Source organism: Methylobacterium aquaticum (assembly GCF_016804325.1).
GTDB lineage: Bacteria > Pseudomonadota > Alphaproteobacteria > Rhizobiales > Beijerinckiaceae > Methylobacterium > Methylobacterium aquaticum_C.
Genome location: NZ_CP043627.1, coordinates 6,440,632 through 6,456,104, shown reverse-complemented (window position 1 = coordinate 6,456,104; position 15,473 = coordinate 6,440,632). Strand labels below are relative to the sequence as shown.

The window sequence follows — 15,473 nt, the reverse complement described above, 5'->3', positions numbered from 1 at the left end:
GGGGTCATGTCCGGGCGGCAGGGCCGGCCGGACTCACAGGATTCTTTTGGGAAGAGGGGCGGCGCCGGAACGCCGCCGAACTTGAGGATCAGCGCGACTGCGGCGCCGCGGGGGCGGCCGGCGCGGCGGGCGCCGCCGGAGCGGGCGTGGCCGGCGCATCACCCTGCTGCTGGCGCAGCTGGTCGAGGACGTTGCCGGAAGGCGCGGTCTGCCCAGCCGGGGCCTTGGTGCCGGCGCCGTCGAAGATCGAGCGCGGGCCGGCACCCCGGTGCGACATGATCGCCAGGACCATGCTGGTGGTGAAGAACAGGGCAGCCAGGATCGCGGTGGCGCGGGTGAGCGCGTTGGCCTGGCCACGGCCGGTCATGAAACCCTGCGTGCCGCCCCCGCCGCCGAGGCCGAGGCCGCCCTCGGAGCGCTGCAGCAGCACCACGCCGATCAGGGCGAGGACGATGATCAGGTGGACGACGATCAGGACGGTCTGCATCGGGCTTCCGGGCCGGCCCGGTCAGGGCCGCCAACGTGGCAACGGCCGGCACGCGGGTGCGTCCGGACCTCCAATTCCGGGCGCTCCTATACGAGAAGTGCGCCGGAGCCAAGGGCGAGAGATGGATTGGAGTGGCAGAAGACTTGGTTCGAGCCCGCGCCCGAACCCTCCCCCGCAGAGGGGGAAGGGCTCAGCCGTGGTGGCTCACCCCCGCGCCGGGAACCCCTCCTCGAACCGCACCGCCTCGCCCCGCGACGGCTCGGTGAGCGCGCCGTCCCACATCACCGCCTGGCCGCGTACCACGGTGCCGACCGGCCAGCCGGTGACCTGACGGCCGTCATGGGGCGTCCAGCCGCATTTCGAGGCGATCCAGGCGTTGGTGATGGTCTCGCGGCGCTTCAGATCCACCACCGTCACGTCGGCGTCGTAGCCCACCGCCAGCCGGCCTTTCCGGGCGATGCCGAAGATGCGCTTCGGGCCGGCGCTGGTGAGGTCGACGAAGCGCTGCAGCGAGAGCCGGCCCGCGGCGACGTGGTCGAGCATGACCGGCACCAGGGTCTGCACGCCGGTCATGCCGGAGGGGGAATCCGGGTAGGCCTTCCGCTTCTCCTCCAGCGTGTGCGGCGCGTGGTCGGAGCCGAGCACGTCGGCCACGCCCTGCGACAGGCCCCACCACAGCCCGTCGCGGTGGTCGGCGCCGCGCACCGGCGGGTTCATCTGCACGAGCGTGCCGAGGCGGGCATAGGCCTCGTCCCCGTCGAGCGTCAGGTGATGCGGCGTCAGCTCGCAGGTGGCGACGTCCTTGTGCTCGGCCAGGTAGCGCATCTCCTCCTTGGTGGAGATGTGCAGGATGTGGATGCGGGCTCCCGTCTCGCGGGCGATGCGCACCAGGCGCTCGGTCGCCTTCAGCGCGGCTTCCGGCGAGCGCCAGACCGGGTGCGAGGACGGATCGCCGGGCACCCGCAGACCCTTGCGGTCGCGCAGCATCGCCTCGTCCTCGGCGTGGAAGGCCGAGCGGCGGCGGGTGCGCTTCAGGATTTCGGTGATGCCGGCATCGTCCTCGACGAGGAGCGAGCCGGTGGAGGAGCCGATGAACACCTTGATCCCGGCCGCCCCCGGCAGGCGCTCCAGCTCGGCCACGTCCTTGGCGTTCTCGTGCGTGCCGCCGACCCAGAAGGCGAAGTCGCAATGCATCCGGTGATGGGCGCGCTTCAGCTTGTCGTCGAGGGCGCCCGGATCGGTCGTCTGCGGCACGGTGTTGGGCATCTCGAACACCGTGGTCACGCCGCCCATCACCGCGGCGCGGGACCCGGTCTCCAGGTCCTCCTTGTGGTCGAGGCCGGGCTCGCGGAAATGGACCTGGCTGTCGATCACGCCGGGCAGGAGGTGGAGGCCGCGGCAATCGAGGGTGCGGCCGGCGTCAGCCCGCGACAGGTCGCCGATGGCGGCGACGCGCCCGGCCGTCACGCCGAGATCGGCCAGACCCTCGCCGTCGTGGTTGACCACGGTGCCGCCGCGCAGGAGGAGGTCGAAGCTCTGGCTCATCGGTCGCATTCCTCGTTCGCCCCTGGACCGCGATTGAGGGCCGGGCGCAGGCGGCTTATGTCAGCCCCGCCCGCGGTTCAAGCAAAGGACCCCCGATGCCGCTTGCTCTCCTGCCGGACCGCGCCGTCGTGGCGGTCACCGGCCCCGATGCGCCGAGCTTCCTCCAGGGTCTCCTGACCTGCAACGTCGAGACGCTGCCGGAGGGCGAAGCCCGGCTCGGTGCGCTCCTCAGCCCGCAGGGCAAGATCCTGTTCGACTTCCTGGTGAGCCGCGCGCCCGACGGCTTCCATCTCGACGTCGCCCGCGAGAAGGCACCCGACCTCCTTAAGCGCCTGACGCTCTACCGCTTGCGGGCGAACGTGACGGTCGCAGCGCTGCCGCTCGCGGTGGCGGCAGGATGGGGCATGGAGGCCCCCTCCCCGTCCTTACGCGACGGGCGCCTCGCCGAACTCGGCTGGCGCCTCCACGCCCCGGAGTTTCCGGCGGCGGATGCCGATGCCGCCGATTATGCCGCGCACCGCATCGGCCTCGGCGTGCCGGAGGGCGGGGGCGACTTCCCCTTCGGCGACGCCTTCCCGCACGAGGCGCTGATGGACCAGCTCGGCGGGGTCGACTTCAAGAAGGGTTGTTACGTCGGCCAGGAGGTGGTGTCGCGGATGCAGCATCGGGGCACCGCCCGCACCCGCATCGTGCCGGTGGTCTATCGCGACGGCGAGGCCGGCCCGGCGGGAGAGCCGGTGACGGCCGGCGAGCGCAGCCTCGGCCAGACCGGCGGCGGGGGCGGGTCGCGCGGACTGGCAATGGTGCGGATCGACCGCCTCGGCGAGGCGCTGGCGGCGGGGGAGACAGTGCTGGCCGGCGGGCGGGCGGTGGCGGTGGAGAAGCCGGGTTTCGCGACGTTTGCGTGGCCGGTGTGAGGAGACCCAGTCAGAGGTGGAAGTGATTCCGAATTTGGAGGAGCAGCGCCCCGGCACCATGTCAGCAGATGTCGCTTGCGGAGCATCCGCGAGCCTGAGACGATGACCATGGCGCCGGGGGTCGATCGATGGACACGAAGAAGGGCTGGGGACAGCGGAGCTCGGGAACCGGCCGTTTCGTGACGATCACGCCGCGCGGGGCGACGGCGCCCATGACAAGGGACGGCGTCAATCGCGTTCACGAAGCCTTGTCCAAGGCCGCCGAGCAGACCGGCGAGTTCAAGTCCTCCTCGAGTGGACATTATGGAGCGAGAAAGCTTCTGCCGAAGTCCAAATAGTCGAAGTCCGAGCAGTCGAAATTCAAGCGATGCCGAGCAACGATCGCGAGGTCTTTGACAAGCTCACGGGCGACGGCGCCACCGCCGGAGCCGAAGACTTCAGCACCTATGCCCTCTTCGCGCATGAACGACGCGAGTGGGTAACACATCACACTGTCACGCATGGCCGGCCGCCGACGGCCAGCGAGGTCGAGACCTGGATTGGGAATATCACCGATTATCAGTTCGACCAGATGCGCATCAGGGCCGCCTCGTTCTTCGACGTCGCCGCCCGGGCCTACATGGCCGAGGAGATCGAGCAAGCCCGGCAGGACACGCTCAAGAGTGCTGTCGTCAGGGAGGTCAAGGCGGCCGGCAACTTCTGGCGGCAGTTGTTCATTGCGACGGTGACGGCCATCATGGCGCCCGTCATCATCGGCCTAATCGTCGTCGCCGCCCTGCGTAGCGAGGCGTTCGTTCCGTCGATTGCAGGGACAAGGGACAGGCTACAATCGCCGCCCCAGAGCAGCGACAGTCGATAGCCTCACCCACTCCCCGGGAACTGCAGGCGATCAGCCCCCTCCCCCGGCCACACCGCCCGTAGCACGAACACCCGGATCGCCGACGACAAATTCTGCCCGCCCCGCTCCGCGTCGATCCGCCCGACCAGGGCCTGGACCGAAAGCCCCCGCGCCACGGCGAGCTGACGCAAAGCCTCCCAGAACGCCGCCTCGAGCGACACGCTGGTGCGGTGGCCGGCGATGACGAGCGAGCGCTTGAGCAAACCGCCCTCGGGCAGGACGCCCGGAGGCGGACCGCTCTCCAGGCTCATGCCTCGCCGTCGGGGGTCTTCAGCCGGTGGCCCTCGTGCCGGGCGGTCTCCAGGCTCTTGCGGGCCTCCTCGCGGGTCTTCGCCGCCTTCGGCCTGCCGAAGACGACGCGGTTCTCCACCGCCTGGGCCTCCTTGGCGGCCCGCTCGCGGGCCTTGCGGACCTGCTTCAGGTTGATGATCTCGGCCATGACCCGATCCTCCGCGCCCCCGCGTCCTGGGAAACGCCCCGCGCGGCGATAAGCTGCGCGGGACGGGTGTCAGATTGCGGTTATTCGGCGCTCGGCGCCAGCATGTCCTCGGGCCGCACCACCGCGTCGAACTGCGCCTCGGTGACGTAGCCGAGGCGCAACGCCTCCTGCTTCAGGGTGGTGCCGTTCTTGTGCGCGGTCTTGGCGATCTCGGCGGCCTTGTCGTAGCCGATCGAGGGCGCGAGCGCGGTGACGAGCATCAGCGAGCGGCTCATCAGGTCGGCGATGCGGTCGTGGTTCGGCTTGATGCCGACGACGCAGTTGTCGGCAAAGCTCACCGCCGCGTCGGCCAGGAGCCGCACCGATTGCAGCACCGCGTTGGCGATCACCGGCTTGTAGACGTTGAGCTCCAGGTGGCCCTGGCTGCCGGCCATCGACACGGTGGTGCCGTTGCCGACCACCTGGCAGCACACCATCGTCAGCGCCTCGGCCTGGGTCGGGTTGACCTTGCCGGGCATGATCGACGAGCCGGGCTCGTTCTCGGGCAGCGAGATCTCGCCGAGACCCGAGCGCGGGCCGGAGCCCATCAGGCGGATGTCGTTGGCGATCTTGAACAAGCCGCTCGCCAGCGCGTTCAGCGCTCCTTGCGTGAACACCAGGGCGTCGTGGGTCGCCAGGGCCTCGAACTTGTTGTCGGCCGAGGTGAAGGGCAGCCCGGTCAGCTCAGCCACCTTGGCGGCGAACTTCTCGGCGAAGTCGGGATGCGCGTTGAGGCCGGTGCCGACAGCCGTGCCGCCTTGAGCCAGCGCCAGCACGCCCGGCAGCGTCGCGCCGACGCGGGCACCACCCAGCGCCACCTGCGCGGCGTAGCCAGAGAATTCCTGGCCGAGCGTGACCGGGGTCGCATCCTGCAGGTGGGTGCGGCCGATCTTGACGATCTCGCCGAATTCCTTGGCCTTCGCGTCGAGGGCGGCATGCAGGTGCTGGAGCGCCGGCATCAGCCGGTCGTTGATCTCGCGGGCCACCGCGATGTGCATCGCGGTCGGGAAGGTGTCGTTCGAGGACTGGCCGCGATTGACGTGGTCGTTGGGATGCACCGGCGACTTGCCGCCGCGCTTGCCCCCCAGGCGCTCGTTGGCGAGGCTGCCGATGACCTCGTTGGCGTTCATGTTCGACTGGGTGCCCGAGCCGGTCTGCCAGACCACCAGCGGGAACTCGTCGTCGTGCCGGCCCTCGACCACCTCGGCGGCGGAAGCCGCGATGGCCTGCGCGAGCTTCGGCTCGAGCACGCCGAGATCCTGGTTCACCAGGGCGGCGGCCTGCTTGACGAGGCCGAGCGCGTGGACGAGGGGTGCGGGCATCCGCTCGGTGCCGATGCGGAAATTCTGGATCGAGCGCTGGGTCTGGGCACCCCAGTAGCGGTGCGCCGGGACTTCGATCGGCCCGAACGTATCGGATTCCGTGCGGGTGGTGGTCTCGGTCGGCGACATCTTGGCCTCTTTGGCGGTGCGAAACGGCGCCTACTTAAGCCATGAGTGGCGATTGCGCGATGCCCCGGCACACGCCGGATCGCCCGCCTTGCAAGGAGCCCGGATGCTTGCGCCCGCGGCGGCCCCGGCCGCCCCCTTCCGCCCCGCCGTGCCCCGGCCGCGCAACCAGCCGATGGGGCTGTTCGCTTTCCTGCGCGCCGCCCGCGCCAACCCGCTGACCACCTGGTACGAGGAGCATTTCGAGCAGCCGATCGTCACCGGCGAGGGCGCGCTCGGCCGCGTCACGGTGGTGAGCGATCCGGCCGCGATCCGCCACGTGCTGGTCGACAACGCCGCCAATTACCGCAAGGACGACCTGCAGCGCCGGGTGCTGGCGCCGGGCCTCGGCAACGGCCTGCTCACCGCCGAGGGCGACGAGTGGCGGTTGCAGCGGCGCACCCTGGCACCGATCTTCTCGCCCCGCCACGTTGCCCGCTTCGAGATGCCGATGGCGGAGGCCGCCGCCCGCCTCGCCCGCCGGATGAAGAAGCGGGACGGGCAGAGCGTCGATGCGGCGCTCGAGATGACCCGCGTCACCCTCGACGTGCTGGAACGCACCATCTTCACCCACGGCCTCTCCCGCGAGCCCGATGCGCTCGGCCGCGCCATCACCCGCTATTTCGAGGCGCTGGGGCCCATCGATCCCCTCGACGTCTTCGGCATGCCCGACTGGCTGCCGCGGATCGGCCGCCTCAAGGCCCGACCGGCGCTCCGCTTCTTCGCCGAGGTGGTGGACGAGCTGATCGAGCGCCGCCGGGCGCTCGTCGCGTCGGGGGAAGAGGCGCCGCACGACCTCCTGACCCTGCTCCTGAAGGCGCAGGACCCGGAGACCGGCCGCGGCCTGTCCGACCTGGAGGTGCGGGCCAACATCGTCACCTTCATCGGCGCCGGCCACGAGACCACCGCCAACGCCCTGACCTGGACCCTCTACTGCCTGTCGCAGGACGAGGCGGCGCGGGCGAGCGTGGAGGCCGAGATCGATGCCGCCTTCGCGAAAAACCCGGCTCCGGGCTCGGACACCCTGCCCCGCACCAAGGCGGCGCTCGAGGAGGCGATGCGGCTGTTTCCGCCGGTGCCGTTCATGAGCCGGCAGGCGCTCGCCGAGGACCGGATCGGCCGGATCAAGATCCCGCGCGGCTCGCTGGTGACGGTGGCTCCCTACGTGCTGCATCGCCACCGCCGGCTGTGGGACGAACCCGATGCGTTCATCCCCGAGCGCTTCCTGCCGGAGAACCGCGGCCGCATCGACCGCTATGCCTACCTGCCCTTCGGCGCCGGCCCGCGCATCTGCATCGGCGCGAGCTTTTCCATCATGGAGGCGACCCTGGTGCTCGCCCACCTGCTCCACGCGGTGCGCCTCGACCGGGCACCGGAGGCAGGGCCCGTGGTGCCGCTGCACCGGGTGACGCTCCGGCCGCGGGACGGCCTGCGGATGAGGGTGACGGCACGGGGGTGACCGGACGCGGCCATGCGCCGAACGAGCCGGTTCGACTGATCATTCAGGCAAGACAGTAGATTGTCGAACGAAATACTTTAGCCCGCGCCGTTCGCGATCCCCGTCTTCACCGAACTGACCGGAATCGAGGGAGACTCTTCGCACCAGGCTTTCCGCGACGCACGGCAGGCATCCGTGCGAGCGGCATCTATCAGGCCTGCCGAATTCGCGATCCTGGGGCGGAGTCGATCGGCGACCCGCCGCCGAGGGTGGCGGATGGCCTCCGCGTCCTCACCCTTCGCCGCCGCCCTAGGCCGTGATCTCGCCGATGCCGAAGGAGCGGGTGCGGGGGAAGTCCCGGCGCGGCCGGCCGGTCGCTGCCGGTCGAGAGCCTGTGCGGCATCCAGACCCCGAAGACGATGGCGGTCGAGCCGCGGGTGATCACCCTGGGGGCAGCCGGCTCGCGGCTCGTCGGCCTCACCACCGGCGAGTTCGTCGCATTCACCATGCCGGAAGGCGAGGTCAGCGGGCCGGTGCTGCGTCTCTCCCGGTACTGGCAGGACTCCCGGCAGTTCCGCCCTTCGGTCGAGCGGCTCGGCGACATCCTCGACACCCCGGCCGAGCCCGGCACCCGGGGCTGAGGATCGTGGTTGAGGAGGGGCTCGACGCTCTGCGAGGCCCCCATGCCACCTGCTGGCGCTCGAGGCCAACCGTCCCGCCACCCACGACGATCTCGTGCGCCTGCGGACGGGATCGGGCCCGCAGAACATGGCGGTGGTGCACCATATGGCCGTCGACCTCGTGCGCTCACCGCACGATCGCCACAGCCTCGAGGCACGCAGAACGCTGAAGCGATTCCCCTGCATCCTCGACTGCGAGGTCGCCCTTGCTCGCGCGAATTGCGACCCGCCTTGCGCATCGACCGAACGAGGGCCGATGCGTTCGACCTGCCCTCAGGTGCGCCAGGGATGTTCCGGCAATTCCGTGTCGCCGATTGCCTGAGCGCCGGCGAGGGCCACCGCATCGTCGTTCTCGACCGACGAGCCGGACACGCCGATCGCCCCCGACATCTCGCCGCTGGCATCGACGATCGGGATGCCGCCCGGGAATGTGATCAGCCCGTCATTCGAGTGCTCGATGCCGTAGAGCGGACCGCCGGGCTGCGACAGGCCGCCGATCGCACCGGTCTTCATGCCGAAGAACACCGCGGTCTTCGCCTTCTTCTGCGCGATGTCGATCGAGCCGACCCAGGCGCCGTCCATCCGGTGAAACGCCTTGAGGTTACCGCCCGAATCGACGACGGCGATGCACATCTGCGTGCCGAGCGCGACCGCCTTGTCCCGGGCGGCACGGATCGCCGTCTCGGCCTGTTCGATCGTCACATGCATGCGCGTGCCTCCTCGGATATTCCGCCCCGACCGTGACGGATTCCACACTCGTTCGACGCAGGCATGCGACGACAGGCCCGGCATTGTCAGCCCGGACCTTCGTCCTCGGGACTGTCACGAGGCTCGCGGACATGATCGAAACCTTCGGCCCATGCCGGCTTCTCGGGAAGCTTCACACCAGCGAGGACGGTTTCTCGCCAGACCTCCGGCCCGGGGGCCGGAAGTTCGAGATCAATCGATAGCCCCGTCGATCGCGGACTTGACCCGCGATGAATCGGTGCATCGGCCTCTCGGCCCGCTGGCGCCGTGCCTCCGACCCCGGCGACCTCACGGATCTGGCGACGCGGAGAGCCGGGCGTAGAGCGCTTCGCAGGCATCGAGCCAGCGGTCGCGGGTGAACAGACGCAGGACCCGCTCGCGCGGGACGCGCCGCGGGATCGCGAGCGCCTCGTGGATGGCGCCGGCCAGGGCCGCCTCGTCGCCGGACGGGACCAGGCACCCGGCCTCGCCGACGATCTCCGCCGCCGCGCCCCGGGCAAAGCCCGCGATCGGCAGGCCGCAGGCCATCGCCTCGATCGCCGCGAGCCCGAACGGCTCGTCCCAGCACGGGGTGAACAGGAAGACCGAGGCGCGGGCGAGTTCAGGAGCGAGCACCGGTCCGGGCAGGTGGCCGCCGTAGCGGATCGGCCCGCCGAGATGCGGGAGGATGTCGGTCTCCCAGTGGTCCGGCTCCTCGATCGGGCCGAACAGGGTCAGGGGCAGGCCGGCGCGCCGCGCGGCGGCGATCGCGTGGTGCGCGCCCTTCACGCGGGCGATCCGCCCGCTCCACACGGCCGAGCCGTCGCCCCGCTCGGCATGGGGCCAGGATGCGGGATCGATGCCGTTGTGCAGGATGCCCGCCTCCGGCGGGGCGCCGTCGGGCCACCACGCCCGCAGATGCGCGGCCGAGGTGGCGGTGAGGCGGTGACCGGGCGCCGGGCTGTCGTGCACGAACCAGCGCAAGCCGTCATAGGGCGGCACGTGCAGCGAGGTAAGCGTCGGGACGGCGTCCGTGCGCCGCCGCTCCAGGGGCAAGCGGCTCAGGGAGTTGTTGTGGACGACGTCGAAGCCGCCAGCCGCGATCCGGTCGCAGGCGGCGGCGTAAGCAGCATCGACATGGGCCTTGAGGCCGGGATCGCCCCGGTGCTCGAGGCCCGGAAAGCTCTTCTCGTGGTGGACCGGGATGACCGGCTCGAGGGTGAAGCGCGGGTCGCTGTCGCCGGAGGAAAACAGCACCACCTCGTGGCCCCGGGCGGTCAGCCCGTCGGCCAGGTGCCAGCAATAGGCCTCCAGGCCGCCCGCGAAGGGCGGCGCGATCGGGTGGCGCAGATGGGCAAGGAGCGCGATCCTCACGCCGGCACCGGGGCCGGCTCCCGAGCTTCGCCCTGCCTCGCTGCGGCTCTCCGCGACTCGATCTCCCTGGTCTCGGTCTCCCTGGTCTCGATTTCCTTGGCTTCGAGGGCGCGGATGACGGAGGCCGAGTTGGTGTAGGGCTGGTGGCCCTGCTGCCCGGTCAGCGCGAGGTCGGCGGCGTCCGGGCGGCGCAGGATGCGGATCGGCCGGTCGGGCGTGTCGTCGATCAGTCCCATGACCCGGAAGGCGTGGAGCCAGTGCCCCATGGTGCGGTAGCCCCACTTGGCCTCGAACAGTTCGGCGTTGCGCACCACGCTGTCGAGGTGGTGGACCGGCGGCATGTGGTGGGGGTGGTACTGGTGGTAGGCGAGCCCGCCCTTCATCCAGGCGATCGGCAGGCCGCGCCGGTCGAGGAGCTTGCCGAAATCGGTGTCCTCGCCGCCATAGCCGGTATAGCGCTCGTCGAAGCCGCCGGTGGCCAGGAAGGTGGCGCGCCGGATCGCGAAGTTGAGCGACCAGAAGCAGCGGTAATCGTGGCAGATCTCGAGGCCGGCGGCCGGCGGGCCGCGGCGGTCGGAATGCTTCTCGGCGACCCGGGCCAGATCCGCGTAGGCCCAGTCGCCCGCGGTCGCGTGCTCGGGCAGGTGCAGCACCTCGCCCATCAGCAGGCCGTCGAGGGTGGCGAGCCCGGCGGCGTAATCGGCGACGAGGTCGGGGGCGGGGATGCAGTCGACGTCGAGGAACACGACCGCGTCCCCGGTGGCGAGGGCGACGCCCCGGTTGCGCGCGGCGGCGAGCGGCAGCGCCTCGCCCGGCACCCGGAACTGGCGCACCGGAAACGAGGCCTCGGGAAGATCGTAGAGGTCGTCCTGCATCACCGCGACGATGAACTCGGCCGGCTTCCGGGTCTGGCGTTCCAGGCCGCGGAGCACGTTGGCGAGGTGTGCGGGACGGCCCTTGGCCAGGGTAACGACGGATACGGAGGACATGCGGACGCGCGCTCTCGGGCAGGCAGAGGGATTCTAAGGGTTCGTCAGCCGGCGGCGACGACGCGCAGCGGGGCAGCGGCTTGCACAGGCTCGGCGGCGCCTTGCAAGGGCTCGGCGGCGCCTTGCCAGAGCGCGTCGGTCAGGCCTTCGAGCCAGCCGGCGGCGCGGGACGCCGCGTCCGGCGCGTAGAGGCCGCGCAGGGCCTTTCCGTCGAGGGCGCGGGCCCGGGCGAGGAGGTCGCGCCAGCCCTGGAGGTCGCCGGGCCAGACCGGGGCCTGGACGGCGGCGCCGAGGCGCACCAGGGCCTCGGCCTTGCGGGTCTGCTCGCCGAAATAGCGCCATTCCGGCATCACGATCAGGCGGCCGCCGACCCGGGCGACCTCGTGCACCGTGTTGTCGCCGGCCGAGGCGACCACGATGTCGGCCGCCGCCAGGTAATCGGTGACCGAGGGCACCCAGCCGAGTTCGCGCAGGTTCGAGAAATCGGTCTCGTGGCCCTCGCGGTGGGTCGGCCCGAGGGTGAGCCACAGGGCGTCGGGCGCGGCGCGGGCCGCGACCGTGAGGGGGGCGTAGGGCGTGCCGCTGCCCCCTCCCCCGGTCACCGCGACGACGATCTCGCGGTCGGGATCGAGGCCGAGCCTGGCCCGCGCCTCGGCCCGGTCCGGCACCCGGTCGATGCTGGTGCACAGGCCGCCGCTGTAGAAGGTCCTGGCGCGAAGATGCGCCGGATAGTCGTCCTGTTCGAGTCTGGCGTCGAAGGGCGCCAGCATCCCGACGCAGGCCTCGTAGGACCCGACATGGCCGATGTCCTGGCGGTCGCCGTGCATGCGGATCTGCACCGCCGGCACGCTGGCGATGCGCGACAACAGCGCGATCTCCGCCGAGACGTCGACGACGAACAGGCCGATGCCGCGCTCGTCGAGATGGTCGAGGATCTGGCGCATCGTCCGGCGCATCTCGGAAAGCCCGAGGGGCACGCAATGCATCACCTGCGGCGTCGGCTCGGCGTAGAGGCGCGGGGTCGGCACCGCGGCGCCGATCATGTTCGGCAGCGCCACGATCTCGATGTCGCGGGAGAACCCGTCGAACAGGTGCGGGCCGGCGGTCAGCACGGAGACCGGACGGTCGCGGGCGAACTCGGCCGCCACCGCCATCGTGCGGTTGGCGTGGCCCCGGCCCTGGTGGTGGACGAAGAACGCGATCGGCTTCTTCATAAGGTCTCTTTCATGAGCTCTCTCAGAGCCTGTTCGTTTGTTCCGGGCCTTCAATCCCACACGTGACCTCATCCTGAGGTGTTAGCCGATTGAAAATCGGCTGACCTCGAAGAAGGGCTCCAGGGATCGCAGAGGCTGCTGGAGCCCTTCTTCGAGGCCTCCGCTTCGCTCCGGCACCTCAGGATGAGGTCGCAAATGGGAAATAAATTTCGATCGCCATGCTGATATCCGAAATTAAACCAGGCTTTCAGGAGAACAGTGCGTTAGGCCGCAAGGAGGCAGCGATCTCGAATTCCGTCGGGGGGCGCAGGAGGCGGATCGCGTCCGCCCCTCGTCCCAGGCGATCAGGCCGGCGTCGCGGAACTGGCCGAGCCAGTAGGTCATGCACCAGCGCCCGTGCCGGGCCCGGAAGCGCGCGGCATTGGCGAGGATCGGTTCGAAATGCTGGAGCGGCGGCACGTGGACCGGGTGATGCTGGTGATAGGCCCGCGCGCCCCCGACCCAGAAGGTCGGAAGACCGCTCGCGCTCAGGCGGGCGGCGAGATCGGTCTCCTCGCCGCCATAGCCGGCAAAGCCCTCGTCCATGCCGCCGACCGCGTGCCAGGCCCGCGCCGGCAGCGCGAAGGACAGGCCCCAGAGCTGGCCGGAATCGGGCTCGGCGTGAAGGCCGGTATCCGGCACCGGGGGGCGGGCCGGATGGGCGCGGCCGAGCCGGTCGAGATCGGCCTCGTCGCAGGCGCCCGGCGGCAGGTAAAGGACCTCGCCGAGGAACAGGCCGTCTCCCTGCGCGGCCGCCTGCGCGTAGGCGGCGACGAGGCCGGGGCCCGGGATGCAGTCGACGTCGAGGAACACGAGGAGGTCGCCTCCGGCGGCCTCCGCCGCCCGGTTGCGGGCGGCGGCGAGCGGCATCGGCTCGCCCGGCACGTGGAGGTGGCGCACGGGGCAGCCGGGATCGGGCAGGTCGGGCGCGGCCTCGTCCTGCATCCAGGCGATCACCAGTTCGCGCGGGCGCGCGCCCTGGCGGCCCAAGCCGCGCATCAGGTTGCGCAGGCGGTCGTCGCGGCCGCGCACCAGGGTGAGCACGCTGGCGACCGAGGCGTCAATGCGCATGCGCCAGCATCCGGCGGAAATGGCCGACGCCCTCGATGATGCCGCGGGCATGCGAGGTCCGGGCGACGTAGGAATGCTGCAGGGCGGCGTGGCCGGCGAGCCCATCGGAGTAGTTCGCCACGATGATCGCCTGCACCCGGGCGCGCAGCATCTCGACGTCGTTGCCGGAATCGCCGGCGACGAACACGGCCCGCTCGGGCAGGCCGTAGAGGGCGCGCACGTGGTCGACGGCGGTGCCCTTCGAGGCCCGCTCGGGCAAAACGTCGAGGTAGCGGCCGTGGCTGTGGATCACCGAGGCGCGCAGGCCCGTCTGGCCCAAGCGGGCGCGGACCTGCGCGGCGGCCGCGTCGTCGCCGAAATAGCTCAGCTTGAACGCGCGCTGCTCCAGCGGGCCCTGGGGCACCAGGTCGGCGAGGCCGGCGAGCGCGGCGCGCAGGCGCTCCCGCTCCCAGCCGGAGAAAATCGCCGCGCGCCAGGCGGCGTCCGCCGTGTAGGTCACGCCGTTCTCGTCGAGGTGGTGGATCTCGGAGCCGACCGAGGTGATCATCACCTGCGGGCGCGGGCTGTCCTGCTGCTCCAGCACCGCCATCGCGCTGTGGAACGAGCGCCCGGTCGCGACCCCGAAGGCCAGGGAATCCTGCCGGCTGCGCCAGCGCCGGAAGATGCCGAGCGCCGCCTCGCAGCCGACGAGGGTGTTGTCGATGTCGCAGATCAGGAGCTGGCGCGGCGCGGCGAGCGGCGGCACCGGCGCCACGAGCGCCCGCAAGAGGGCGTGGTAGCGCGCGGCGTGCCGGTCCCAGTCGTAGGCCGCCGCCGCCCGCGCGCCGCCGGCGACGCAGGCGGCATAGAGGGCGGGATCGTCGAGGAGGCGTGAGGCCGCCGCCGCGATGGCGTCGGGCCGGCGGGGATCGACCAGGATGCCGTTGCCGCAGGTCTCGACGATGTCGTTGGGGCCGCCGCTGTCGGTCGCGACGAGGGGCAGCCCGGCGGCCGAGGCCTCGAGCAGGGTCAGGCCGAAGGGCTCGTTGAGGGCCGGGTTGACGAACAGGCCGCCGCGGACCCGGGCATGGGCGTAGAGCGCCGGCACGTCCTCGGGCCGGTGGGTCTTCGGGTAGGCGACCCGGCCGTAGAGGTCGTAGCGGTCGATGAGGACCAGGAGGTCGCGCATCGTCCCGGCCATCTCGCCGTCGAGGGCGTCGATGTCCTGGCGCGTCCCGGCGATGAGGACGAGGTTCGCCCGCGCCTGGAGGCCGGGGCTCTCGCCGTAGGCCCGCACCAGGGCCGCGAGGTTCTTGCGCGCCACCGGGCGGGCCAGAGCCAGCAGCACCGGCTTGTCGGGATCGTGCAGGAAGCGCGCGATCGTCGCGTCGACCCGCGGGTCGGGACGGCTGTCGGCGAAGCGGGCGAGGTCGCTGCCCGGCGGCAGCACGCGCACCCGGCCGGGATCGCATGATTCGTAGCCGGCATACTGCACCTCCGCCTCGTCGCGCGAGGAGGCGACGACCAGGGTGGCGCGGGACAGCGCCCGCTCCTCGGTGGCGATCCGTCCGGCGAGGTCGGGATGCCCCGCCGCCGCCTCGCCCAGCATCGCCGCCTTGACGCGGCCCAGGGAATGGGCGGTGAACACGAACGGAATCCCGAGCCGGTCCTCGACGATCTCCGCGACGGCGGCGGCATCGGCGTAATGGGCGTGGATCAGGTCGGGGGCCCGCTCCTGCGCGCCGATCCAGGCGATCAGGCTCTCGGCGAAGCTCGCGACCTCCGCGTGCATCTCCTCCTTGGTGCGGTAGCCCGGCGACGCGCTCGACAGCCGCACGAGCGTGACCTTGTCGCAGAGGCGCTCTTCGGGCACGGCGTAGTCGGGGCCGGGCGGGCCCTCGAAAAGGCGCGTCGCCACGACGATCCGGGCGATCCCGGAATCCTGCGCCGAGGCGGCGACGAGATCGAGCAGGTAGCGGATATGGCCGCCGGTATCGGCGGTGATCCCATACACCACGTCCCGGCCGCGCAGGCAGCCCTGCAGGGCGACATGCAGAACGAACATCACGCCGCCGCCGAAGCGGACGAACCCAGAGAACAGGCCGAATCGAGTGAGGTACCTGCCGTGATCCGCGTCGCCCAAATCGCTCC

Annotated in this window: 14 protein-coding genes and 1 pseudogene; 4 read left to right on the top strand and 11 right to left on the bottom strand. The window is 71.2% G+C overall.

The window, feature by feature from the left end:
- Nucleotides 1-88 precede the first annotated feature (88 nt).
- Together secG and F1D61_RS29730 are read right to left on the bottom strand one after the other, a co-directional pair.
- Entirely contained in the window at nt 89-487 is a 399-nt protein-coding gene (gene secG / locus F1D61_RS29735) for a preprotein translocase subunit SecG (RefSeq protein ID WP_203155622.1), read from the bottom strand.
- A 204-nt stretch (nt 488-691) separates the two neighbouring features.
- Nucleotides 692-2,032 carry a dihydroorotase gene (locus tag F1D61_RS29730; RefSeq protein ID WP_203155621.1) on the bottom strand — a complete coding sequence of 447 codons (1,341 nt, stop codon included), beginning with the start codon at nt 2,030-2,032 and terminating at the stop codon, nt 692-694.
- 95 nt (nt 2,033-2,127) lie between these two features.
- On the opposite strand from F1D61_RS29730, the gene F1D61_RS29725 reads away from it, so the two are divergent.
- Complete coding sequence (locus F1D61_RS29725; protein WP_203155620.1) at nt 2,128-2,949, top strand: YgfZ/GcvT domain-containing protein; 822 nt, start codon at nt 2,128-2,130, stop codon at nt 2,947-2,949.
- 367 nt (nt 2,950-3,316) lie between these two features.
- Nucleotides 3,317-3,808 carry a hypothetical protein gene (locus F1D61_RS29720; protein WP_203155619.1) on the top strand — a complete coding sequence of 164 codons (492 nt, stop codon included), beginning with the start codon at nt 3,317-3,319 and terminating at the stop codon, nt 3,806-3,808.
- 2 nt (nt 3,809-3,810) lie between these two features.
- Here F1D61_RS29720 and F1D61_RS29715 read toward each other — a convergent pair whose 3' ends face one another.
- The 3 genes from F1D61_RS29715 to fumC all read right to left on the bottom strand — a co-directional run bounded on the left by F1D61_RS29715 (nt 3,811) and on the right by fumC (nt 5,776).
- A complete protein-coding gene (locus F1D61_RS29715) occupies nt 3,811-4,098 on the bottom strand; it encodes a ribbon-helix-helix domain-containing protein (RefSeq protein WP_203155618.1) in 288 nt (95 codons plus the stop codon).
- Complete coding sequence (locus F1D61_RS29710; protein WP_203155617.1) at nt 4,095-4,286, bottom strand: DUF4169 family protein; 192 nt, start codon at nt 4,284-4,286, stop codon at nt 4,095-4,097. Before F1D61_RS29710 ends, F1D61_RS29715 begins: the two co-directional genes overlap by 4 nt.
- Before the next feature lie 80 nt (nt 4,287-4,366).
- Entirely contained in the window at nt 4,367-5,776 is a 1,410-nt protein-coding gene (gene fumC, locus F1D61_RS29705; protein ID WP_203155616.1) for a class II fumarate hydratase, read from the bottom strand.
- A 103-nt stretch (nt 5,777-5,879) separates the two neighbouring features.
- Between fumC and F1D61_RS29700 the strand changes: the two genes are divergently transcribed.
- Together F1D61_RS29700 and F1D61_RS29695 are read left to right on the top strand one after the other, a co-directional pair.
- Nucleotides 5,880-7,271: a cytochrome P450 gene (locus tag F1D61_RS29700; protein WP_203155615.1), complete on the top strand. Its 1,392-nt coding sequence runs from the start codon at nt 5,880-5,882 to the stop codon at nt 7,269-7,271.
- A gap of 398 nt (nt 7,272-7,669) precedes the next feature.
- A complete protein-coding gene (locus tag F1D61_RS29695) occupies nt 7,670-7,891 on the top strand; it encodes a hypothetical protein (RefSeq protein WP_203155614.1) in 222 nt (73 codons plus the stop codon).
- A 312-nt stretch (nt 7,892-8,203) separates the two neighbouring features.
- On the opposite strand, the gene F1D61_RS29690 is transcribed toward F1D61_RS29695, so the two are convergent.
- The 6 genes and pseudogenes from F1D61_RS29690 to F1D61_RS29665 all read right to left on the bottom strand — a co-directional run bounded on the left by F1D61_RS29690 (nt 8,204) and on the right by F1D61_RS29665 (nt 15,387).
- Nucleotides 8,204-8,638 (bottom strand): GlcG/HbpS family heme-binding protein, encoded by a 435-nt coding sequence (locus tag F1D61_RS29690; RefSeq protein ID WP_203155613.1) that lies wholly within the window; start codon nt 8,636-8,638, stop codon nt 8,204-8,206.
- Nucleotides 8,639-8,965: 327 nt separating this feature from the next.
- A complete protein-coding gene (locus tag F1D61_RS29685) occupies nt 8,966-10,030 on the bottom strand; it encodes a glycosyltransferase (RefSeq protein ID WP_203155612.1) in 1,065 nt (354 codons plus the stop codon).
- Nucleotides 10,027-11,019: a galactosyltransferase-related protein gene (locus tag F1D61_RS29680; protein ID WP_203155611.1), complete on the bottom strand. Its 993-nt coding sequence runs from the start codon at nt 11,017-11,019 to the stop codon at nt 10,027-10,029. The genes F1D61_RS29685 and F1D61_RS29680 overlap by 4 nt, the downstream gene beginning before the upstream one ends.
- Before the next feature lie 44 nt (nt 11,020-11,063).
- Nucleotides 11,064-12,233: a glycosyltransferase gene (locus tag F1D61_RS29675; RefSeq protein WP_203155610.1), complete on the bottom strand. Its 1,170-nt coding sequence runs from the start codon at nt 12,231-12,233 to the stop codon at nt 11,064-11,066.
- Between the two features lie 247 nt (nt 12,234-12,480).
- A pseudogene (locus F1D61_RS29670) lies at nt 12,481-13,343 on the bottom strand (glycosyltransferase family 2 protein).
- Nucleotides 13,333-15,387, bottom strand: coding sequence for an HAD-IIB family hydrolase (locus tag F1D61_RS29665; protein ID WP_203155609.1), 2,055 nt, complete (start codon nt 15,385-15,387; stop codon nt 13,333-13,335). The pseudogene F1D61_RS29670 and the gene F1D61_RS29665 overlap by 11 nt, the downstream one beginning before the upstream one ends.
- Nucleotides 15,388-15,473 lie beyond the last annotated feature (86 nt).